This window comes from Pseudomonas sp. WS 5146 (assembly GCF_012985495.1).
GTDB classification, from domain to species: domain Bacteria; phylum Pseudomonadota; class Gammaproteobacteria; order Pseudomonadales; family Pseudomonadaceae; genus Aquipseudomonas; species Aquipseudomonas edaphica.
In genome coordinates this window covers 321,853-342,404 of the sequence record NZ_JAAQWL010000006.1, presented here as the reverse complement: position 1 = coordinate 342,404, position 20,552 = coordinate 321,853, and the positions used below count along the sequence as shown (strand labels likewise).

Annotated in this window: 21 protein-coding genes; 12 read left to right on the top strand and 9 right to left on the bottom strand. The window is 59.6% G+C overall.

Features of this window, described 5'->3' with window-relative positions:
* Positions 1-175: 175 nt before the first annotated feature.
* Together HBO41_RS18275 and HBO41_RS18270 are read right to left on the bottom strand one after the other, a co-directional pair.
* Positions 176-1,390: an aldose 1-epimerase family protein gene (locus tag HBO41_RS18275; RefSeq protein WP_099548732.1), complete on the bottom strand. Its 1,215-nt coding sequence runs from the start codon at positions 1,388-1,390 to the stop codon at positions 176-178.
* Between the two features lie 227 nt (positions 1,391-1,617).
* Positions 1,618-2,412, bottom strand: a complete 795-nt coding sequence (locus HBO41_RS18270) for a helix-turn-helix domain-containing protein (RefSeq protein ID WP_099548731.1) — start codon at positions 2,410-2,412, stop codon at positions 1,618-1,620.
* Positions 2,413-2,500: 88 nt separating this feature from the next.
* On the opposite strand from HBO41_RS18270, the gene HBO41_RS18265 reads away from it, so the two are divergent.
* Positions 2,501-3,748, top strand: coding sequence for an MFS transporter (locus tag HBO41_RS18265; RefSeq protein WP_169987268.1), 1,248 nt, complete (start codon positions 2,501-2,503; stop codon positions 3,746-3,748).
* On the opposite strand, the gene HBO41_RS18260 is transcribed toward HBO41_RS18265, so the two are convergent.
* Entirely contained in the window at positions 3,661-4,572 is a 912-nt protein-coding gene (locus HBO41_RS18260; RefSeq protein ID WP_083213987.1) for a LysR family transcriptional regulator, read from the bottom strand. The two genes, HBO41_RS18265 and HBO41_RS18260, sit on opposite strands and share 88 nt — an antisense overlap.
* A 145-nt stretch (positions 4,573-4,717) precedes the next feature.
* On the opposite strand from HBO41_RS18260, the gene HBO41_RS18255 reads away from it, so the two are divergent.
* The 8 genes from HBO41_RS18255 (at position 4,718) to HBO41_RS18220 (ending at position 11,591) form a co-directional block, all read left to right on the top strand.
* Positions 4,718-6,115: an amidohydrolase family protein gene (locus HBO41_RS18255; protein ID WP_169987266.1), complete on the top strand. Its 1,398-nt coding sequence runs from the start codon at positions 4,718-4,720 to the stop codon at positions 6,113-6,115.
* 11 nt (positions 6,116-6,126) lie between these two features.
* Positions 6,127-6,600, top strand: a complete 474-nt coding sequence (locus tag HBO41_RS18250) for a DMT family transporter (RefSeq protein WP_099548728.1) — start codon at positions 6,127-6,129, stop codon at positions 6,598-6,600.
* Positions 6,601-6,639: 39 nt separating this feature from the next.
* Positions 6,640-7,500 carry an SMP-30/gluconolactonase/LRE family protein gene (locus HBO41_RS18245; protein ID WP_099548727.1) on the top strand — a complete coding sequence of 287 codons (861 nt, stop codon included), beginning with the start codon at positions 6,640-6,642 and terminating at the stop codon, positions 7,498-7,500.
* A 567-nt stretch (positions 7,501-8,067) separates the two neighbouring features.
* Entirely contained in the window at positions 8,068-8,361 is a 294-nt protein-coding gene (locus HBO41_RS18240) for a hypothetical protein (RefSeq protein ID WP_056859523.1), read from the top strand.
* 447 nt (positions 8,362-8,808) lie between these two features.
* Entirely contained in the window at positions 8,809-9,300 is a 492-nt protein-coding gene (locus HBO41_RS18235) for a GNAT family N-acetyltransferase (protein WP_017139679.1), read from the top strand.
* A gap of 175 nt (positions 9,301-9,475) precedes the next feature.
* Positions 9,476-10,021 carry a hypothetical protein gene (locus HBO41_RS18230; RefSeq protein WP_169987264.1) on the top strand — a complete coding sequence of 182 codons (546 nt, stop codon included), beginning with the start codon at positions 9,476-9,478 and terminating at the stop codon, positions 10,019-10,021.
* Between the two features lie 193 nt (positions 10,022-10,214).
* Complete coding sequence (locus HBO41_RS18225) at positions 10,215-10,634, top strand: GNAT family N-acetyltransferase (protein ID WP_169987262.1); 420 nt, start codon at positions 10,215-10,217, stop codon at positions 10,632-10,634.
* 63 nt (positions 10,635-10,697) lie between these two features.
* Positions 10,698-11,591: an AraC family transcriptional regulator gene (locus HBO41_RS18220; protein ID WP_169987260.1), complete on the top strand. Its 894-nt coding sequence runs from the start codon at positions 10,698-10,700 to the stop codon at positions 11,589-11,591.
* Here the strand turns inward: HBO41_RS18220 and HBO41_RS18215 are convergent.
* Positions 11,533-12,120 (bottom strand): LysE family translocator, encoded by a 588-nt coding sequence (locus HBO41_RS18215; protein WP_017139683.1) that lies wholly within the window; start codon positions 12,118-12,120, stop codon positions 11,533-11,535. The genes HBO41_RS18220 and HBO41_RS18215 overlap by 59 nt on opposite strands.
* A gap of 219 nt (positions 12,121-12,339) precedes the next feature.
* Entirely contained in the window at positions 12,340-12,774 is a 435-nt protein-coding gene (locus HBO41_RS18210; protein ID WP_017139684.1) for a helix-turn-helix domain-containing protein, read from the bottom strand.
* A 107-nt stretch (positions 12,775-12,881) separates the two neighbouring features.
* Here HBO41_RS18210 and HBO41_RS18205 point away from each other — a divergent pair, with 107 nt between their 5' ends.
* Entirely contained in the window at positions 12,882-13,580 is a 699-nt protein-coding gene (locus HBO41_RS18205; protein ID WP_099548724.1) for an SDR family oxidoreductase, read from the top strand.
* Positions 13,581-13,770: 190 nt separating this feature from the next.
* Here HBO41_RS18205 and HBO41_RS18200 read toward each other — a convergent pair whose 3' ends face one another.
* From HBO41_RS18200 to HBO41_RS18190, 3 genes are all read right to left on the bottom strand, one after another.
* Positions 13,771-15,216 (bottom strand): mechanosensitive ion channel domain-containing protein, encoded by a 1,446-nt coding sequence (locus HBO41_RS18200; protein WP_099548723.1) that lies wholly within the window; start codon positions 15,214-15,216, stop codon positions 13,771-13,773.
* Between the two features lie 214 nt (positions 15,217-15,430).
* On the bottom strand, positions 15,431-16,057 hold the full coding sequence (gene ycaC, locus HBO41_RS18195; protein ID WP_017139687.1) for an isochorismate family cysteine hydrolase YcaC: 627 nt from the start codon (positions 16,055-16,057) through the stop codon (positions 15,431-15,433).
* Between the two features lie 85 nt (positions 16,058-16,142).
* A complete protein-coding gene (locus HBO41_RS18190) occupies positions 16,143-17,009 on the bottom strand; it encodes a pirin family protein (protein ID WP_017139688.1) in 867 nt (288 codons plus the stop codon).
* Positions 17,010-17,115: 106 nt separating this feature from the next.
* Between HBO41_RS18190 and HBO41_RS18185 the strand changes: the two genes are divergently transcribed.
* Complete coding sequence (locus tag HBO41_RS18185) at positions 17,116-18,024, top strand: LysR family transcriptional regulator (RefSeq protein ID WP_026013891.1); 909 nt, start codon at positions 17,116-17,118, stop codon at positions 18,022-18,024.
* A 117-nt stretch (positions 18,025-18,141) separates the two neighbouring features.
* Here the strand turns inward: HBO41_RS18185 and HBO41_RS18180 are convergent, their stop codons facing one another.
* The gene (locus tag HBO41_RS18180) at positions 18,142-19,344 is read right to left on the bottom strand and encodes a multidrug effflux MFS transporter (RefSeq protein ID WP_169987258.1); all 1,203 of its coding nucleotides are present in this window, start codon (positions 19,342-19,344) and stop codon (positions 18,142-18,144) included.
* A 101-nt stretch (positions 19,345-19,445) separates the two neighbouring features.
* Between HBO41_RS18180 and HBO41_RS18175 the strand changes: the two genes are divergently transcribed.
* Positions 19,446-20,552, top strand: a complete 1,107-nt coding sequence (locus tag HBO41_RS18175) for an efflux RND transporter periplasmic adaptor subunit (RefSeq protein WP_169987256.1) — start codon at positions 19,446-19,448, stop codon at positions 20,550-20,552.

The window sequence follows — 20,552 nt, the reverse complement described above, 5'->3', positions numbered from 1 at the left end:
ATATCCAGAGCATCAGTGAGCGCTGTCCGATGACATCCGCAGGGCATTGATCTATTGCTGCCAGTCGCAGGCCCAAGGTCACGCGCTCGCGGGCGGACCTTGAACAAGCCAACGGAATCAGACGCGACACTTGGCCGAGGAGCTGCAATATCGGCCGACAATGCTCCAGCCGGAGTCACTCCTTGGTCAGATCAACCAACGGCGTCTGCCGCACTTCAGTCTCCCGCCCATCCTGAATCTCGCTCACCTGCTTCAGGGCCTTATCCACCGCTGCCTTATCCGCTAACAAGCTGTAGCTGATGCGGAACTGCTTGTGTTCCTTGGGCCCAATTGTCGGTACCAGGTTCAGTGGCCGCTGGTAACGGCGGTTGTAGGAAAAACTTGTCCCTGGCTCCAGCCCCGTGACATAGCCCTGGCCTTGGGTATCGGTGTTTTTCCACAGGGAAAACACCGGCAATGTCTGGGTATTGAAGCCGACCGAAACGCCCAGGCTGCCGGCCTTGTTATGCAACACGGTCAACGTATCGCCCTTGGCATCGGCATACGGCACCACGTTGTAAACTGTTTCGTCGTAGTCCTTGGTCGGTGCGCGGTAGGTTTGCCAGTCGGGCAGATCGCCCTTGGCCTTGTCGTTGAACGGCGACACCTGTTTCACCGGCGCGACGAAACGAGCGCCTTGCTCCAGGAACGGGGTGCTGAAGTTGCTGTGATACAGCGCCTGGTATTCCTTCGGATAGTCGCCGTTGTTGGTCAGGGTGTCGTTGAGGGCGAACACGACGCTGCCAGGTTCGGTGACCAGTTCGGTCGCGACCGAGAAGTCGACCTTCTTGAACGCCTGCTCTTTCAATTCGCCGCGCAGGGTGATGGCGTACGGTGGTTTTTCATCGATATGCAGGGTGACTTTGTTCGCAGGAATGTTGGCGGCCCGACCGTGCAGGGTCAGCAGTTCGCCGTTGTCGACGCCGGGGTGGCCGACCCATTCGTAGCCGCAGCGGGCGACCAGTTCATTAAAACCTTCCAACCAGCCCAGACCACCGCGGCCATTGAGTTCAATGAAGGACGGATTGACCACTTCCTTGACCGGAGAATCCCAGCCCATGCGCACACTGCCGACCGAGGCCTGCAAGACGTTCATGCCGCGAGTCGGCACTACCGAGAGCTTCATCGTGCCGTTATCAATGTCGACGATGCTGACGCCCTCCTGCCGACCGCCGTGCAAGGTGCGCAGGGTAACGCTGAAGGGCTTGTCGGTTTTTATTCCGAGTTGCTGGCTGGTGATCTGCCAGCTCTGGGCGGCTTTGTCGGTGTCGAGCAGAACGTAATCCCAGGCCATGGCGTGGGAGGCAGCGGACAGTGCGCTGAGGGCAACGAAGAGTTTGAGCGGGGTCATGGCGGCAGCCTTTCTTGGAGTTGTGCCATTTTTATAAACTTGATGAAACGTTTCAGCAAGCTAAAAATAGGGTTAACGCCGACGAGGTTGGCTGCGTGCAGTGGGCGTAAGGCAAAAAGCGGTAATGTCGCTGATAGCCGCTTGCAGCCCTTCTTTACAGTCAGCAATCGGCCAATAGCAGACAGATCGTTCTACAGCCTCGGCGCTTTGTATCAGCCAGCAGAGCACTAGCGCAGAGAGGAAAAATACTGAGTAGGCGGTTTACCCAGTGCTTTCTTGAACATAGTGATGAATGCATTAACAGAGTCATATCCCAGGATGCCCGCCACACGTTGCACGGATACCCCCTCCGCCAAATGACTCAGTGCGATCATCAAATGCAATTGTTGACGCCAGCGTCCGAAGCTCAGCCCGGTCGTGCTTTCTACAAGCCTGGCCAGCGTTCGCTCACTGGTTGCAAGCCGAGTGGCCCACTCGCGCAACGTGGTTCGGTCGCCTGGATCGGAGAAGAGCATATCCGCGATTTGTTTGATCTTGGGGTGGTCTGATATCGGCAAATGCAGCTCTTTCAGCGGAGCATCGGAAAGCTGCTCAAGCAGCACTGCAACCAGCCGCGCTGTCTTGCCCTCGGAATCGTAAGCAGGTTCCTGTTCAGCGAGATGCAGGATCATCTCCCGAACAAGGGGCGTAATGGCAACCGTGCAGCATTCTTCAGGCATGGCTGCCGCACCGGGCTCAACGAACAGAAAGCAGGTCCGGGCGTTTTCGGTCACTCGGCAACTGTGCGGCGTGCCGCCCGGGATCCATACGGCGTGCTGGGGAGGGACAAGCCAGAGTGCATTTTGCACCTCACAGCTCACTGCGCCATGCAAAGACAGGATCAGCTGGCCTTTGCGATGATCATGCGGACGGGCACCCGAACCATTGAGGTCAGGCGCAACCTTGAGCGCAATCGCTGCCTGGGCGAAAAGGTCTGAATCGAAATCTTCCGGCGAGGAAACGACATTTTTTGAGCTTGGCATAATTTAGATATCAGGTGTCTTGATATCTATATTAGACGATTCTGAAGTTCTCTACATTTGTCTTCTTTTAAGAGGACAGATAAAGAATATGTCAGATACAAAAAACAAGTGGCATGCCATCGCGCTCGTCGCAGGCATTCTGCTTATCGCCGTGAACCTGCGCGTTCCCTTTACCAGCATCGCGCCCGTTTTGCCGCTGATCCAGAATGATTTTGGCTTGAGCGCCTCAGCTCTAGGCCTGCTTACTTCACTGCCATTACTTGCCTTTGCAGCCTTCTCCCCGCTCAGCGCATCGGTCGCCCGCAGGTTCGGCATCGAGCGCACGCTTTTCGGTGCACTGTTGGTCATTTCAGCGGGCATCCTGCTCCGCTCCGCAGGCAGTGCCTGGGCGTTGTACGCCGGTGCGGTATTGATAGGCACCGGGATCGCCCTGGGCAACGTGCTGCTGCCCGGCCTGATCAAACGCGACTTTTCAACAAAAATGGCGTCCATGACCGGCGCTTACTCCATCACAATGGGCGCAGCAGGCGCTGTCGGTTCAGCTGTGATAATTCCGCTGACCCAATCATGGGAATGGCCGATTGCCCTGAGTTTGTTGGTCGCAGCCCCTCTGTTGGCGATGGTGGTGTGGCTTCCGCAGTTGAAAAAACACGAACACGTAAATCTGTCCGGTCCGAAACAAGCGCCAACCGTGGCCGTCTGGCGTTCGCCGCTGGCATGGCAGGTCACGCTGTTCATGGGGCTGAACGCGATGCCTTTTTATGTCGCCGTCGGCTGGCTGCCGACCATTCTGATGGACCATGGCATATCCCCGGAGCAAGCAGGCACGGTACACGGCACGCTTCAACTGACCACGGCCATTCCCGGCTTGATTCTGGCGGCCACGCTTCGTCGTCTCAAAGACCAGAAACTGGCAGCCGCTACCGTCAGCCTGTTAACCGCCTCATCCCTGATCGGGCTCATTTACGCGCCAGACTACGCCATGTTGTGGGCCGCGGTCCTGGGCTTCGGCTCTGGTGCCAGCATGATGCTCGGCCTGACCTTCATCGGCTTGCGCACAAAAAATGCCGGTGACACGGCGGCACTTTCAGGAATGGCGCAGTGCGTCGGCTACCTGATGGCAGCCGCAGGCCCCTTGCTGCTGGGCCAACTGCACGACTGGACCGGTGGCTGGACAGCACCGCTGCTGATCACAGCCGCAATCTCCGTAGCCGGCGCATTCACCGGCATGCTGGCCGGGCGCAACGTTCAACTTGAATCTGCTGAATCATCGTCGCGAACAAGCCCAGCAATCCAGTCAGCGAATGCGCTCACAGTTGGCGATAAAAAGCGCTGATGCGGGTATAGCAGGTGCACAGGAACCGATGCGGGCTGCCAGTCAGCAAGCACTTCGACCAGTCGCCCTTCTCGCAGATGCTCGCTGACCACATTCTCAGCGAGCTGCACCAGCCCGAAGCCTTCAAGGCACATTTTGATGTAAAGCCCAGTCTCGTTGACGGCCGCTGTGCCGTTCACCGGGACTGAGATTTTTTCGGTACCACGGGCAAAACGCATTTCACCTGCTTGCCTTGCGCGGCCCGAGAAGTAATGGATGGCCCGGTGGTGAGACAAATCTTGCGGATTTTGCGGAGTGCCGTTCTCTTCGAGATAGGCGGCAGACGCACAGGTTACCCAGCGAAACCGACCGAGTGGGCGCGCAACGAGCGTTGAGTCATCGAGCTCGCCTGTACGAATAACGCAATCGACACCCTCTTGAACCAGATCAACCTGCCGATCGTTGACGCCTATCATCAGGTAGATATCTGGGTAGCGCCTGTAGAAGTCTTGCAGGTTTGGCATGACGATGAAGTGTGCAATGCCACCCGGCATATCGACACGCAAACGCCCCTGTGGCCGTTTTACGGAATCCGTCAGGCTGGTCTCTGTGTGTTCGATCAGCTCCAATATTTCCCGGCATTGCGCCAAATATTGTGCGCCCTCAGAGGTCAGGCTGACACGCCGCGTTGTTCTGTTCAGCAGGCGTACCTGCAAGTACTTCTCAAGATTTTTAACGCTGCTGGTAACTGTCGAGGCCGGCAGTGAGAGCGTCTGCGCCGCCTGGATAAAGCTTCCTGCTTCAGCCACACGTACGAAAACCTGCATCGCTTGAATACGGTCCATGACTGTTAGCAGCCTCAAAGCAGTGATCGGGGGAAGTCGTTATTATTCGTAAATATTGAATAATAAAAACAGTTTAACCATCTTTTTCCCGCGGTACCGCATTGCGTACATTGCTTCCAACGAAATTTGAAGAGGTGTACAGAAAATGGCTGAATATAACCGCAGCATTGTGCAGGCCCCGGCCGCTCCGGCCGCCCGCACCCTTATCCGCGGCGCCACTGTGCTGAGCATGGATGGCGATATTGGCAATCTGGCGCGCGGCGATATCCTTATCGAAGGCAGCACCATCACGGCCATAGGTGAAAACATCGAGGCTGGCGACGCCGTTGTTATCGAGGCATCCGGTATGATTGCCATGCCTGGCATGGTCGATACGCATCGTCACTCATGGGAGGGCCAACTGCGTCGAATCAATCCGAATGCCGAAACCCTGGAAGACTACTGCAACGCCACGCACTTCTCGTTCGCCAAATACTATCGCCCGGCTGACATGTATATCGGCAACCTGCTGACTGCATTGGGCTGCATCGATGCGGGCATCACGACCGTGGTCGATAACTCGCACAACAGCCGTACCGGCGCGCACTCCGATGCTGCGGTAGAGGCGCTGCTTGATGCTGGTATCCGATCTGTACACGCCTCCGGTGCGCCAGTTTCCGGTGAGTGGGACAAAGCCCACTGGCCCGGCAACCTGGAGCGTCTCCAGGAAAAATACGTCAATAACGGTGACAACCCGCTGCTCTCGCTGGCGGTGATGGCACAGCTTGAACCTGAGCTGTGGGCTGAGGCCAGGCGTCTGGGGCTGCCGATCATCACCGAATTTTTTGGCGGGGACATGGCAGCTGAGTTGGAGGGTTTGCATCGCGAGGGCCTGCTGCGTCCCGATAACATCTTCAACCACTGCACCTCGCTGCCGGACGCCGGCTGGAAAATCCTTAGCGAGGCTGGCGTTCGGGTCAACGTATGCCCGCGTTCAGATGCCCACTACGGCATTGAAGATGGAATGTTCGCCATGCAGTCGGCCCAGCGCCACGGCATCAGCCCGGGGCTGAGTGTCGATAACGAAACCTCCTACAGCGGTGACATGTTCATGGAGATGAGGGTGGCTTTCTACCTGCAGCGCGTCATGGGCATGCATCAGCAGCGCTGCTGCGGCGCAGAACATCATCCGGTGACCCTGCCTGCTCATGGCCTGCTCAAAGCCGCCACTCTCGACGGCGCTGCCTGCGCCGGATTGCAGGAGAAAGTCGGCAGCCTGGCCCCCGGCAAACAGGCCGACTTGATCCTTATAAACACGCAGGACATCAACCTTTACCCGTCAGGCAACGCATTCGGCACCGTGGTACACGCGGCCGAACGCAGCAATGTCGACACAGTCATGATTGGCGGGTGCATCGTCAAACGCGGCGGCAAGGTGCTGGGCGTGGACAGCGCAAGGCTGCGTGCAGCAATCGACGAGTCCCGTGAGCATCTGTTTGCTGCCGCAGGCTACCAGCCCGATATTTTTGCCGAGACATTCATGCCGCTTGAGTCAGCCAAGTAAGGGGGCGCGAGATGAACGCAGCTTACTACCTGCTGGCCATCGCCGCGGGGCTTGGCATTACCCTGCAGACCACGCTGAATGGTCAACTCGCTAAAGGTGTGGGTGGAGATTCCGTAGCGGCGGCGCTGTTCTCATTTACTGCAGGTGCGGTATGCCTGGGCTTCTTTTCATTGATGCGCGGCGGGATAGTGGCCTCACTGGCGGCTATACCTGCCCAGCCCTGGTGGAGCCTGTTGGGCGGTCTGCTGGGTGCCGGTGCCTTGCTTAGTTATGTGGTGCTTGCGCCAAAAATCGGTCTGTCAGCCCTGCTGGGCCTCGCTATCGCAGGTCAGATTATCTCTTCACTGGTTATCGATCATTTCGGATTGATGGGGGCATCGGAAAGGCCGGTGTCTCTCGTCAAGTTGGCCGGGGCGATGGTGATGCTCGCAGGCCTGGCAATCGCCTTGTTCGGTGATAGGTGGTCAGCGCTTTTCTCCAACTGACTGCCTTGTTTGCCCCATCCTGTTTCGTAGGACGCAACCATGTTTAAAACCCTAACCGGCACCACAAGTCTTCTTGGCGAGTGCCCTATCTGGTGTGAAAGAACCGAACGCCTGTTCTGGACCGACATCTCCGGTTGCGAGTTGCGTGCTCTGGACCCCGAAAACGGCGAAGTGCAGCGTTGGTCCCTGCCAGAGCCGCTAGGGTCATTTGCCCTCACGGCAGACGAAGACATATTGCTGATGGGACTGGCATCCTGCCTGGGCTACTACAACCTGAGCACTGGTCGTTTCAGCAAAATCACAGCCACCCCTGGCGTGGCAGGAACCCGGATCAATGATGGCCGCTGCGACCGTATGGGCAACTTTGTGTTTAGCACTATGGATGCCGGTGAGCCGGTGCAAACTATAGGGCGATTTCACCGGTTCAATGCCGCGACGCTCAAGACTGAAACGCTGGACCTTCCCGAAGTGGCGATCCCGAACAGCATCTGTTTTAGCCCGGACGGTTCCACCATGTACTACGCGGACTCCCTGCAAGAATGCATTTTCTGCTGCGATTACCCGTCGCTAGAAAACCAGCGTGTATTCACTACAGTCAACGGTCAGGGTGCTCCAGACGGTTCTTGTATTGATGCCCAGGGCTTTCTCTGGAATGCGGAATGGGGCGGTAGCAGAGTCGTGCGTTACGCGACTGACGGCAAAGTTGACAGCGTGATCGACTCCCCGTGTATTCAGACAACTTGCCCGGTGTTAGCGGGACCTGGTTATAAAACGCTTTACTGCACCAGCGCACGGATAGGGCTGGATAAGCCGGCAGATTTCGATAGCACGCTGATAAAAGCCGAAGCCGTTTTAGCTGCCGGATCCCCTGAAGAGCGATTTACAGGACGACTGCACTGAATAGTAGGTTCTAGCCTGTCGCGCCGTTCTGAATGCCAACTTGGTAGACGCGTATGAATGACCGGTTCTGGCCGTTTGCCGCCGTTCACCTTCGATGGATCTAAGCTATTTGCACCAGGTAACGCTAGTAGCCAATCAGGAGATTTCTGCCAGCTATGCACGCAGACCTACTGAGGCTCCCGCTGCAAACGACTGTGCAGGCCGAACGCACTTGACTGCGCTGGCCTGTGAAACTAACCAAATCTTCCTGACCTAGGGATGGAAAAGTTAATGACTGAGGTTGATACATCCTCTCAGTTGCACCCTGGCTAACCACACCTTATAGTTCGCCCCGTCGCCAGCCTTGGCCAGCGACAGGGTTTCGCAGCCCTAAAAACTATTACCTGTACCGTCAAACTCGACGCAGCCGATTCACAGCTGTCTCTCGTTTTATGGCGGTTGTGCGTGGGAGACCTTCGGGTCTGCCGGGTCTGGTAATAGTCCTCCGGTCTGCGAACCCGCGCACAGCTGCCACCCGTTTGTTTCGCAGCAAAAGGTGGCAATTTTTCTTTTTTAAGGACTATTACCATGACTACTCAACACCCGCCCCGCCGCTTCACCCCCATGTCCCAAACCGCAACCGAATACCCTGTCCTGCTCATCGACAGCGACGCCCCGCTCAGCGAGCTCCATGCCTGCGCCAGCGAGCGTCTCAATGCTGCCCTCGCCTACCTGCACCTGATGGCCTGTTCCAATGTGTCCGACTACGCCGAGCATGACGTTAATACCGTCGCCAATACCGCGCGGATCATGATCCAGGACGTGTCGGATGTGTTTACGGTGATGGAGCGGCGCGGTTTTGATGTGCCTGCTGTGAGTTGAGGTGATGTGAGCTGTAAGGAAACCCGCTTTGGCGGGTTTTCTGGTTTTTGGGGCGACTACTGCCTGGCGGTCTTGATGGTCACAACGTTTTTTCTAGGCGGCTCGCCAAACAGGCGCTTGTATTCTCGACTAAGGTACGCGGTGATAGGCGTGATGCTCGATTCACACTCCCCTCTTTTATTGGCGAAAATGGCTGTTGGAAACCCCGGCATCTGTGGCGAGGGAGCTTGCTCCCGCTGGGGCGCGAAGCGGCCCAAAAAATGGGACAGCTACGCAGTCCAACGGGAGCAAGCTCCCTCGCCACAATTACCGGCTATGCCTTAACTGACTGGCATTAGCGCAAGCCCCCTCGCCACAGTGAGCTTGTTTGCCATCACCACAATCTGTGTCAGGCACTGGATGTTTCTTTATGATGTGGCCTTTCGCTTAATGCCCCAGGAAACTCCCATGCCCGCCCTCACCTTCCGCAACGCCCTGCCCGCCGACGCCGCGCGTTGCTTTGAAATCGAAACCAGCGCCTACGAAGGCGATGAAGCGGCGACGCTGGAGAAGATCGCCACGCGTATTGCGCAGTACCCCGAGGGCTTTTTGATTTTGGAGGCGGATGGCGCGGTGGTGGGGTTTATCAATTGTGGCTGCGCCCATCAGGTGGTGATGTCGGATGAGGCGTTCAAGGAGTTGGTGGGGCATGCGGCCGAGGCGCCGAATGTGGTGATCATGTCGGTGGTGGTCGACCCGGCGCAGCAGGGTAAGGGCTATTCCAAACTGCTGATGACTGAGTTTGTGCAGCGCATGCGTGCGATGGGCAAGCAAACGATTCATTTGATGTGCAAGGAGCAGCATGTACCGTTGTATACGCGCATGGGTTACGGCTATGTGCAGCCGTCGCCGTCGGAGCATGGCGGGATGGCGTGGCATGAGATGGTGATGGGCCTTTAGGCCGTTAACTTTCTGGTCGTGTTTATGTAACGGGATTTACGCCCGTCAGCCATCATTGAACGGGCAACTGTGTTGCAACAGGTAAGAAGCGCGCCTCTATTGCCTTTTCTGACAGCCAAGTTGAAACGTCATACGCGGTTTTGAGCCACGGCCGATAGACCGCACCCATCGTTACATGAGCGCAGTCACCAGCAGTTTTGAGCAGTTACATCTGCAAAAAATCACCTTATTGAATGCCTTGGCAGGGCTCTGTAGTTTTCGAAAGGAATCGCCGGATCAGGTTCTGGCGATACTTTTTCTTAAAGATCGCCGAGGTACGTCCATGTTTCCAATCACCCGTACGCCCTACACTCCCCCTTCGCACATCCAACACATGCATGAGGCAGCTCACCGTGCTCCCTTGGATCGCGAGCCCCAGGCCTCGCATACAATCATGTCCCCAAGGGGCAAGACGGAAAACCAGGCAGATTTCCCGCTGGTCAATTCGAATACCAAACTCTGGGTCAGCCTCGAACACCGAATTGATAGCGACACGCCCTTGCGCAACAAGATGGATGACACTGCCGGTGACGATGCCGAAGTGTTCGATCCAGAGACGCAAACATGGCAGCCTACCCAAGCACTCGGCGGGGGGCTGCACGCCAATCTTGGCGACGCTTACCGCGAAGCCATCGATTTCGAAATCAAGGCCGACAACATGGGCGGTTGGCAGCGAGTGTGAGTCGCTGACGGTGTTAGGCTCGGTGGAGGGTGTTCTAAGCGCTAGACGAACCCGGCCCACACCTTCGGCCGCTCACAGGAGCTGTCTCTGCTGATGGAAGGCGCGCAGGTAGTGGCGCAAAACAAAAGGTTTGATCAGGTGGGTGAACGGCTGATGCACATGGTGCGCCAGCGGCTTTGAGGAGCGAGAACGCATGAGCATGATTGAAATCAGCGACCAACCCAACCCCGACGCCGAGCGCCTGCTGGGCGATGGCCTTGCCGCGTTCAATGAGGCCGTCACCGGCGGCAATGATCGTCGGCCGTTGATGGTGTTGCTCAAAGACCCGGACACTCAGCAGCTGCTCGGTGGCATCACGGGTAAAACCACCCTGGGCATGGCCTTCCTCGACCTGTTCCACTTGCCCGACGCCCTGCGCGGTTCGGGCCTGGGCAGCCGGTTGCTGCAGGCCTTCGAAGACGAGGCGCGGCGCCGGGGCTGCCAGCATGCGGTGCTGTACACCCTGAGTTTTCAGGCACCGGGGTTTTACGAGAAACAGGGGTGGGTGCGGTTGGGTGAAATACCCTGCCAGCCCGAAGGCAGCAGCCGGGTGTTTTTGTCCAAGCAGCTTTGAAGCTGACGCCCCCGGCGGTCTGTGCAATGATCGCAACTCGCCTCAAGGGATGGAGCCACCGCCATGTCGCTGAACACCCCGCCTCACCTCGCGCACGCGCCACGCTTCTGGCGTGACGAACGCTTGCCGTTCATCGAGGCGCGCACCATCCCCGACGGGCGCAAGGTCACTTACACCCGTCACGCCCACGAGCATTTTTCCATCGGCGCCATCACCAGCGGGCGCAGTTATTACCACTATGGCGCGCAGACCTTCGAGATCAGCGCCGGCACGGTGGTGTTGATGAACCCCGGTGATGTGCACGCGTGCAACCCGATCCACGACCAGCATTGGTCGTATCACATGATTTACCTCGACACACCGTGGCTGACGGACCTGCAATACCAGCTGGGTTTCAGTACCGAGCAGGGTTATCGGCCGTTCAATACGCCGCATACCCCCGACACGGTGTTGTATCACGGCCTGATCGAGCTGTACGGCATTCTGCTGGATGAGCAGGCCGAGCTGCTGCAAAAAGAGAGTGCGCTGGTGAGTTATTTCACCGAAGTGCAGCAGCGCCTGAACCCGTCGCTGACGCCGCTGCGTGAGGTCAACCACAAGCTGGAGCGCGCCGCGGAGTACATCCGCGCGCACTGCACCGAGGCGTTGAAGCTGGAAGATATTTGCCTGGCGGCCGAGCTGTCGCCGTCGTATTTGATTCGTGCGTTCAAGCAGTATTACGGGCTCACGCCCCATGCGTTTCTGGTCAACCGGCGCATTCAGTTTGCCCGCACGCAATTGCGCAATGGCGAGCTGATCGCCGATGTAGCCCTGGCCGCCGGGTTTGCCGACCAGGCGCATTTTCAGCGCACCTTCAAACTGCATTTCGCCGCTACGCCGGGCCAGTACCGCGACTTGCTCAAGCCATCAGCAAATAACCCACACTGGCCACCAGCAACGCGGCCATTGAGCGGTTGAACAGCCGCACGCCTTGCGGGTTGCTCAGGTAGCGCCGCAAAAACGTGCCGGCATAGGCCCAGCACGCCACCGACAGGTAGCAGATCACCAGGTACAGCGCCGCAAACAGCCACACTTGGCGCGCATCGCCATCGGCCACGAACAAGCCCATGCCCGCCACACAGGCCAGCCAGGCTTTGGGGTTGAGCCATTGCATGATCGCGCCGTAGAGCATCGAGGGCGCGGTGGCAGTGCCTTCGGCGTCGAGTCGGCCATCGTCGACCGCGAGTTTCCAGGCCATGTACAGCAAAAAGGCGACCCCGCCCCACTGGATCAACTGGGTGAGGATCGGCCAGCGCACCAGCACTTCATGCAGGCCCAGGCCGATCAGCACCAGCAGCAAGGTGAAGCCCACGGCGGCGCCGACTACGTGTTTCTGGCTGGCGGCAAAGCCAAAGCGCGCGCCGGAGCTGAGCGCCACCACATTGACCGGGCCGGGGGTGATGGAAGTGGCCAAAGCGAAGGCGGCCATGGAGATGATCAAGCTCATTGCAGTTCCTTTTGGTGATGCCGAGTGACGATGACTTCACGGTAAAGGGCTGAGCTGCGGTGGTATTGAAGAAAATGCCCCTGAGGTCTTGGAGGCTTTGCCTGAGAGCGTTTCAGGTCGCCATGTTCCCTTTGTGGCGAGCCTGCTCGCCACAACAAGCCTGTTTTCCATAACAAGCCTGTTTGCCACAACAGCCTGCTCGCCACAATGGCCCAGTCGTTATGCCGCTGGCATCTGGGTGATGATGTCTTCCAGGCCCAGCACCCGGCCGTCTTCGGACACGATCTCAACCTTGCGCAGCGGCTTGAGCAAGCGCGCATCCAGCAAGTGGGTGCTGCCATCGGCCGGCTGCGTGAAGGTTTCGCCCCATTGCGCCAGGGTTACCAGTACCGGCATCAGCGCGCGGCCTTTGTCGGTGAGTTGATATTCGCTGCGCGCGCCCACTTCACTGGTTTGCAACAGGCCTTGTTCGACCATGTCCTTGAGGCGCGTGGCGAGGATGTTTTTCGCTACGCCCAGGCGTTTTTGAAAGTCGCCAAAGCGCGTCACCCCGGCGTAGGCGTCGCGGATGATCAACAGCGTCCACCAATCCCCCACCACGTCGAGCGCGCGGGCGACCGGGCAGCAGTCGCCTTCCAGGCATTTGCGTTTCATCGTCGGGCCTCCGGGCATGCATAAATATTAGGTTGCATTATAGGACCAACAGGCTCAAGATAAAAACGGTTTCATTATTAAACCTAATTCGTTGCCTGGAGTGCATCATGGATATTCGTGGAAAAGTGGTGTTGGTTACCGGTGCCAATCGTGGCCTGGGCAAAGCGTTTGTCACCGCGCTGCTGGCAGCGGGTGCGGCCAAGGTGTATGCCGGTGCACGTGACCCGGCCAGTGTGGATATCCCCGGCAGCACGCCGATTGCCCTGGACATTACCGACCCGGCCAGCGTGCAGCGCGCCGCCGAGCAGTGCGGCGATGTCAGCGTGTTGATCAACAACGCGGGCTGGCTCAAGTACGGCTCGTTGCTGGCCGAAGACAGCATCGAGAACCTGCAGCAGCACTTTGAGGTGAACACCTTCGGCACCTTGCGCCTGAGCCGCGCTTTTGCACCGATCCTGGCCCGGCACGGCGGTGGCGCGTTGATCAATATCCTCTCGGTACTGAGCTGGCTGAGCCCTCCCGGCTCCGGCGGCTACAGCACCTCCAAGTCGGCGCAGTGGGGTCTTACCAATGGCCTGCGTGGTGAATTGCGCGAGCAGAACACCTTGGTGATCGGCGTACACCCGGCCTATATCGACACTGACATGGTGGCGGATGTGCAGGCGCCAAAAAGCACCCCGCAGGAAGTGGTGGCCATTACCCTCAAGGCATTAAGTGAGGACCGCGAAGAAGCGCTGATCACCGACATGACCCACGCGGTAAAAGCTTCGCTGTCCACCGACAGCCCGGTGTATTTGAGTCATTGAGCAACCAGCAGTGCGCGCCGAACCCGGTGCGCACCTTCCAACTGAAACAACTCAGTCTGAATGTGGGAGCGGGCTTGCTCGCGAATGCGTAGTGTCAGTCGATGCATAGGCGACTGACCCACCGTATTCGCGAGCAAGCCCGCTCCCACATTTAGATCGCGTTATATCCCGAAGATATGGCGTTACGGCCTCACAACCCGCGGTTACGCAGCCATTGCAAAAAGCCTTTCTTGACCGGCACCACCGGCGCGTCCTGGGTCAGGGCTTGCGCGGCGTGCACACGGAAATCCAGCAGTGCCTTCATCGCTTCGCTGATGTCGTGGCGCGCGTCCAGGCAGGGTTTGAGGTATTCATTCTCGATGCGGTACAGCGTGCAGAAGGTCTTGGCGGTGAAGTCCGCCAGCGCCGCTTGATCGGACAAAATCCCCGACTCGCCAATCACCTCGCCCGGCCCCATGCGCCCGGCTTCGAACGTGTGGCCATCCTTGATCAACATCACCGAGACCACGCCGGACTCGACGATAAACAAATGGTCGCTGACCTCCCCCGCCGGCAGGATCATCTCGCCGGCACGGTAGGTGTGCAGGGTCATGTTCTGGCTGAAGGTGTCTTTTTCCTCTTGGCGCAACGTGGAGAAAATCGACGAACGCTCCAGCAATGCCCGTGCGTGGGACATCACCGGCGGCGCGCTGCTTTCAGTGGCCGACAGCAGGCCCACGCCCGCTGCTTGCAGGTGGCGGAACGCCAGGTCGTAAAGCTGGTTACGCACTTCGCGCTTTTGGCCCATGGCCGGCACAAACCCGCTGATCTCGTATTCCACGCCGCCACTGGCTGAAGCCTTGAACGCCACGCTGGGCGCGGGCTTGGTCAACAATGGCCGGCAGCCTTGCATCGCGCGCTCCAGCGCTTCGATCACGGTTTGCGGGCGCGCATGCGGGCTGACTTGCAGGCTGACCGCCAGGCCGAACATGTCCGCCGGGCGTGAGAAGTTGATGATCTTGGCCTTGGCCGCCAGGGAGTTGGGGATCACCGCCATGCTGCCCTGGGAGGTTTGCAGGCGTGTGGCACGCCAGTCGATGTCAGTGACGCGCCCTTCGGTGCCGTCGATGGAGATCCAGTCATCCACCTGATACGGCTTGGTGGTGTTGAGCACGATCCCGGAAAACACGTCGCTCAAGGTGCTTTGCAGCGCCAGGCCGACGATGATCGCCACCGCGCCGGAGGTAGCGAGCACGCCCTTGACCGGCAAGTCGAGCACATAGGCCATGGCGGCGATGATCGCGATCAGGAAGATCACTGCGCCCAGCAGGTCTTGCAGCAAGCGCCCGCCGTGCCCGACGCGATTCATCATGACCGTGCCGAGCAATACCGTGAGGGTGCGCGCTGCGAACAGCCACCAGCCGATCTGCAACGCCGTGGCCGCCAGGTGCAAGGCGGTGTTGTCGCCATAGGGCGCAAGCTGCATGGGGTTCATGCCGTCGTTGAACAGCACGGCGCTGAACACCGCAAAGATCGCCAGGCGCGCCGCCAGCTTCCAGTTGGCGAGGTTGGCGGAAATAAGCCGCCACACAGCGATGTCGATAAAGATCAGCGCCACGGCGCACAGCATCGGGTGATCAGCGATAAATGAGGGCATCCAGGCGACTCCAGGGTGTATGGCGAGAAGATCGCATGAATCGGCAATACTGAATAACAAAATGTGGGAACAGGCTTTGTGTGGGAGCTGGCTTGCCTGCGATGCGGACACCTCGGTATGACTGATAAACCGAGGTGATGCCATCGCAGGCAAGCCAGCTCCCACACTAACCCGCTCCACACATGGGGTATGTGGCAACCCTTGGGTCTTGCGCTTACTTGGCGCCAGTCAGCGCGTTATAGCTGGTAAACAAGTTGCGATAGTCCGGGATATGGTTGGCAAACAAGGTGCCCAGGCCTTCGATATCGTTGCGCCAGTCGCGGTGCAGCTCACAGGCCAGGCCGAACCAGGTCATCAGTTGCGCGCCGTTGGCCGACATTCGGTCCCAGGCCGAATCGCGGGTGATTTCGTTGAAGGTGCCGGATGCGTCCGTCACCACGAACACCTCAAACCCTTCAGCCAGAGCCGACAACGCAGGGAACGCCACGCAAACCTCGGTTACCACACCGGCTATGATCAGTTGTTTCTTGCCGGTGGCCTTGACCGCCTTGACGAAATCTTCGTTGTCCCAGGCATTGATCTGGCCAGGGCGCGCAATGTACGGCGCGTCCGGGAACAGTGTCTTCAGCTCCGGTACCAGTGGGCCGTTGGGGCCGGTTTCGAAGCTGGTGGTGAGGATGGTTGGCAGCTTGAAGTACTTGGCCAGGTCAGCCAGGGCCAGCACGTTGTTCTTGAACTTGTCCGGTTCGATATCTCGCACCAGAGACAGCAGGCCAGCCTGATGATCAACCAGCAGAACGGCGGCGTTGTCCTTGTCCAGACGTTTGTAGGGAGTAGTCATGAGTGCTTCCTCTTTTCCATGGGCGACAGCCATCCTTGGCCGGTAAACCGGCCTGGCTATCTGGGTTGGGTGTTGCGGGGGTGAATCAGTGATGCATCTGGCCGAACTGGCCTGATTGGAAGTCAGCAAAAGCCTGGTGGATCTCTTGCTCGGTGTTCATCACGAACGGGCCGTGGCCGACGATAGGCTCGTCGATGGGTTCGCCGCTGAGCAGCAGGAACATCGCATCGTTGTTCGACTCCAGGGCGAGTTGGTCGCCGTCGCGTTCGAACAACGCCAGTTGCCCTTCGCGCACCAGTTCCTGGCCATTGACCTGCACCGTGCCTTTGAGCACTACCAGCGCGGTGTTGCGCCCGGCGTGCAGGTCGAGGGTCACAGACTTACCGGCATTGAGGCGCACATCCCACACGTCGATCGGCGTGAAGGTGCGGGCCGGGCCTTGTTTACCGGCAAACTCACCGGCAATCAGGCGCAAGCTGCCGGCGTTGTCGGCCAGCGGTAATGACGGGATATCGCCGTCGAGGATGGTCTGGTAGCCGGCATCGGTCATTTTGTCCTTGGCCGGCAGGTTGACCCACAACTGCACCATTTCCAGCGCGCCGCCCTTTTGGGCAAACGCTGCGGAGTGGAACTCCTCATGCAGGATGCCTTTGGCCGCCGTCATCCATTGCACATCGCCTGGGCCGATGGTGCCGCCAGCGCCGGTGGAATCGCGGTGCTCGACTTCGCCCTTGTAGACGATGGTCACGGTTTCAAAGCCGCGATGCGGGTGCTGGCCGACGCCACGACGTGCTTGGGTCGGGGTGAAATCGGCCGGCCCGGCGTGGTCCAGCAACAGGAACGGGCTGATGTGCTTGCCCATGGTGTCGTAGGAAAACAGCGTGCGAACCGGAAAGCCGTCGCCTACCCAATGGCTGCGTGGGCTGGTGTAGATACCGATGATATTTTTCATGGCGTTTCTCCAAAGGCGTGAAAGCAGTGCATGTACACAGCTTAAATCCGCTACCTTTACCGCGCTAGACGGCAAAAATAACCCTTAGCGTTCTATTTGGAGAACGATAGTGGAAGACCTCAACACCCTCTATTACTTCACCCAAGTGGTCGAGCACCGTGGTTTTGCCGCCGCGGGCCGCGCGCTGGACATGCCTAAATCGAAGCTCAGCCGGCGTATCAGCGAGCTCGAAGAGCGCCTGGGTGTGCGCCTGATCAACCGCACCAGCCGGCATTGTTCGCTCACCGAAATCGGCCAGGTCTATTACCAGCGCTGCCTGGCCATGCGGGTGGAGGCCGAAGCCGCTGCCGAAGTGATCGAGCGCAACCGTTCCGAGCCCCAGGGCATTGTGCGTTTGAGCTGCCCCACCGCCCTGCTCAACTCCTGGGTCGGGCCGATGCTGACCCGCTATATGCTCAAGTACCCGCTGGTGGAGTTGCACCTGGAGAGCACCAACCGGCGCGTGGATGTGATTCACGAAGGCTTCGACATCGCCCTGCGCATTCGCTTTCCGCCCTTGGAAGACACCGATCTGGTGATGAAGGTGCTTGGCAACAGCACGCAGTGCCTGGTGGGCAGCCCGGCGTTGGTGTCGCGCCTGTCCAACCCGCCGTTGCCGGGGGATTTGAATGGGTTGCCGAGCGTGTATTGGGGCTCGGCGCAGCGTGAGTACCAGTGGGAATTGTTTGGCGAGAACGGCGCCAGCGCGGTGATCCGGCATTTCCCACGGATGATCACCGATGACCTGTTGGCGTTGCGCCACGCGGTGTGTGCCGGGGTGGGTATTGCGCACCTGCCGAGTGTGGTGGTGCGCGAGGACATTGCTGCCGGGCGCCTGGTCAACTTGATCCCGGGTTGGTCGCCAAGGACCGGGATCGTGCACGCGATTTTCCCTTCGCGCCGTGGGCTGTTGCCGTCGGTGCGCACCCTGATTGATTTTCTCGGCGAGGAATTCGCGCACAGCGACATGGCCTGACCGCTGATCGTTCCCACGCTCCGCGTGGGAATGCATCCAGTGACGCTCTGCGTCACGACTGCCAGAGCGGGACGCGGAGCGTCCGGGGCGGCATTCCCACGCAGAGCGTGGGAACGATCAAGCCGCGGCCAGCAGCGCTTGGCGCTGGCGCAGCAGGTGGAACGCCACAAACGCCGAAACCGCAAAGCTCGCCTGGATCATGATCATCGGCGTGGCACTGCCATCACGCAGATGGCTCAGCAACAGGCCACTGCACGTCGCGCCAAACATCTGCGAAAAGCCCATCAACCCCGCCGCCAACCCCGCACGATGGGCGTTGGGCATCACCCCGCCCGTGACAGAGCCCGGCAACACCAGGCCGCCGCCGAGGGTGACCAATGCCACCGGAATATCCAGGCCCAGCGCCGACAGGCCGAACAGCTCGTAAATCACCACCGCTAGAATCCCGCCGATGGCGACCAGCGTCACGCCCATCGACACAATGCGTTGCGGCCCCAGGCGCAGGATATTGCGCCGGGTGTAGGTAGAGCCAACGATCAGCATCGACACGATCAGGCCAAAATTAAGCCCGTACTCAAGGCTGCTGAACCCCAGCAGGTTGATAAATACCGCCGATGAACCCGCGATCACCGCGAACATCGCGCCGTAGGTGCAGGCCAACGCCACCGCGTACGCCCGATACTGGCCGCCCTTGAGCAGATCCAGGTATTGCCCGCCGAGGGGGCGCCAATGCCCGGCCTTGGGGTCCAGAAAGTGATTGCTCTCGCGAAAGAACAACAGCGCCAACACCAGCACCACGCTGCCGATCACCAGCGCCAGCAGGATCGGCGCCTGCCAGCCCAGCAGCTTGATCAGCAACCCGCCAATCATCGGCGCCACAACGATGGCGTAGAGCATGCCGATCATGGTCAACGCCAGCGCCGGCCCCGCTTCGGCCTTCCACACATCACGCACCACCGTGCGCGCCAGCACCAGCGCGGCGCAGGCGCCCAGGCCTTGCAGCACGCGGGCGGCAATGAACTGTTGAATGTCGCTGACCAGCAGCATCGACAGGGTTGCCAGCACATACAGCGCCAGGCCGCCAAGTAGCACGGGGCGACGGCCGATGCGGTCCGACAGCGGCCCGAACAGCAATTGCCCAAGGCCAAATGCAGCCACAAATGCCGACAACGCCATCAACGCCGAACCCGCTGGCGCCGCCAGTTCCTGCTCGATGGCGCCCAGGCCGGGGATGAGCAATTGGGTCGAGACTTCACCGAGTGCGGTGAGCGCCATCAGTAAAAACAACAGGCTTCGTGAGGGGGCCGGGGCGTTCGACATAAGGAATATCCGGGGGCTGGATTAATTTATATTTCGACCATAATATGAGCAAAAAATTATGTCCATAATTTTTTATCCATTGGCCACCCCTGGAGCCCGTCATGCGCCCTCTTCCCCTGCGTCTTCTCACGCCCCTGGCCCTGTTGATTGTCCTCAGCGGCTGCAACAGCAAGGCCGACACCGCCGCCGAAGTGCCCCTGCCGCGTCCCGTTCTGGCCGCCAAGGTAGAAGCCGCCGGCACCCAGCAAAGCGCCTACACCGGCGTGGTCGCGGCGCGCACCGAAAGCGATTTGGGCTTCCGGGTCAGCGGCAAAGTCATCGAACGCAAGGTCGACCCCGGCCAGCATGTCGCCCGTGGTGACACCTTGCTGGTACTGGACATCGGCGACTTCGAACTGGCCCTGCGCTCGGCCAAAAACCGCGTCAACGCCGCCCAGGCCCAATTGCGCCAACGCCGTGATGACGAAAACCGTTACCAGCGCCTGGCCAGCACCGGCGCCGTGTCGCGGCAGATCTTCGACCAGTCGGCGACCAACCTGCGCGTGGCCGAAGCCGAACTGGCCGCGGCGCAATCGGATGCCAGCCAGATCGAAAACCGCCGCACCTACTCGGTGCTCAAGGCCGACGGCGACGGCATCATCACCGATGTTCGCGTGGATCGCGGCCAAGTGGTCGCCGAAGGCCAGATCGTGGCGCGCCTGGCCCACGACGGCGCCCGCGAAGCCATCGTCAACCTGCCGGAAAACCAGCGCGACCGAGCCGCGCAAAAAGCCCTGGCCTTCCCGTTCGGCGCACAGGACCAGGCCGTGACGGCCACCCTGCGCGAGCTGTCGGCGAGCGCCGACCCCACCACTCGCACCTACCGCGCACGCTACGTGCTGCATGGCGCCGTCGACCGTTTTGCCCTCGGCTCGACCATCACCGTGCGCCTGCAAGGCAATGGCCAGGCCCAGCAAACCCGCGTGCCCATCGGCGCGTTGCAGGATGCGGGGCAAGGCACCGGCGTGTGGGTGATCGGCGTGGACGACAAGGTCAGCTTCGCCCCCGTCAACGTCGCTAGCCTTGGCCAGGAAGACGCGCTGCTCGACAGCGGCGTAACGCCCGGCCAAATCGTCGTCGCCCTCGGCGCGCACTTGCTGCACAGCGGCGACACGGTGCGCCTGCTGCCGGCCCAGGCACTGGCCCTCAACCGTAAACAGGACCACTGA

What these genes read in the sequence shown, in the direction of transcription:
- ycaC (WP_017139687.1), bottom strand. Translation starts at nt 16,057, where the DNA reads ATGACTACTCCCTACAAACGTCTGGACAAGGACAACGCCGCCGTTCTG.
- HBO41_RS18180 (WP_169987258.1), bottom strand. Translation starts at nt 19,344, where the DNA reads ATGTCGAACGCCCCGGCCCCCTCACGAAGCCTGTTGTTTTTACTGATG.
- HBO41_RS18200 (WP_099548723.1), bottom strand. Translation starts at nt 15,216, where the DNA reads ATGCCCTCATTTATCGCTGATCACCCGATGCTGTGCGCCGTGGCGCTG.
- HBO41_RS18260 (WP_083213987.1), bottom strand. Translation starts at nt 4,572, where the DNA reads ATGGACCGTATTCAAGCGATGCAGGTTTTCGTACGTGTGGCTGAAGCA.
- HBO41_RS18175 (WP_169987256.1), top strand. Translation starts at nt 19,446, where the DNA reads ATGCGCCCTCTTCCCCTGCGTCTTCTCACGCCCCTGGCCCTGTTGATT.
- HBO41_RS18270 (WP_099548731.1), bottom strand. Translation starts at nt 2,412, where the DNA reads ATGCCAAGCTCAAAAAATGTCGTTTCCTCGCCGGAAGATTTCGATTCA.
- HBO41_RS18235 (WP_017139679.1), top strand. Translation starts at nt 8,809, where the DNA reads ATGCCCGCCCTCACCTTCCGCAACGCCCTGCCCGCCGACGCCGCGCGT.
- HBO41_RS18250 (WP_099548728.1), top strand. Translation starts at nt 6,127, where the DNA reads ATGAACGCAGCTTACTACCTGCTGGCCATCGCCGCGGGGCTTGGCATT.
- HBO41_RS18220 (WP_169987260.1), top strand. Translation starts at nt 10,698, where the DNA reads ATGTCGCTGAACACCCCGCCTCACCTCGCGCACGCGCCACGCTTCTGG.
- HBO41_RS18265 (WP_169987268.1), top strand. Translation starts at nt 2,501, where the DNA reads ATGTCAGATACAAAAAACAAGTGGCATGCCATCGCGCTCGTCGCAGGC.
- HBO41_RS18210 (WP_017139684.1), bottom strand. Translation starts at nt 12,774, where the DNA reads ATGAAACGCAAATGCCTGGAAGGCGACTGCTGCCCGGTCGCCCGCGCG.
- HBO41_RS18230 (WP_169987264.1), top strand. Translation starts at nt 9,476, where the DNA reads ATGAGCGCAGTCACCAGCAGTTTTGAGCAGTTACATCTGCAAAAAATC.
- HBO41_RS18275 (WP_099548732.1), bottom strand. Translation starts at nt 1,390, where the DNA reads ATGACCCCGCTCAAACTCTTCGTTGCCCTCAGCGCACTGTCCGCTGCC.
- HBO41_RS18245 (WP_099548727.1), top strand. Translation starts at nt 6,640, where the DNA reads ATGTTTAAAACCCTAACCGGCACCACAAGTCTTCTTGGCGAGTGCCCT.
- HBO41_RS18205 (WP_099548724.1), top strand. Translation starts at nt 12,882, where the DNA reads ATGGATATTCGTGGAAAAGTGGTGTTGGTTACCGGTGCCAATCGTGGC.
- HBO41_RS18255 (WP_169987266.1), top strand. Translation starts at nt 4,718, where the DNA reads ATGGCTGAATATAACCGCAGCATTGTGCAGGCCCCGGCCGCTCCGGCC.
- HBO41_RS18190 (WP_017139688.1), bottom strand. Translation starts at nt 17,009, where the DNA reads ATGAAAAATATCATCGGTATCTACACCAGCCCACGCAGCCATTGGGTA.
- HBO41_RS18215 (WP_017139683.1), bottom strand. Translation starts at nt 12,120, where the DNA reads ATGAGCTTGATCATCTCCATGGCCGCCTTCGCTTTGGCCACTTCCATC.
- HBO41_RS18240 (WP_056859523.1), top strand. Translation starts at nt 8,068, where the DNA reads ATGACTACTCAACACCCGCCCCGCCGCTTCACCCCCATGTCCCAAACC.
- HBO41_RS18225 (WP_169987262.1), top strand. Translation starts at nt 10,215, where the DNA reads ATGAGCATGATTGAAATCAGCGACCAACCCAACCCCGACGCCGAGCGC.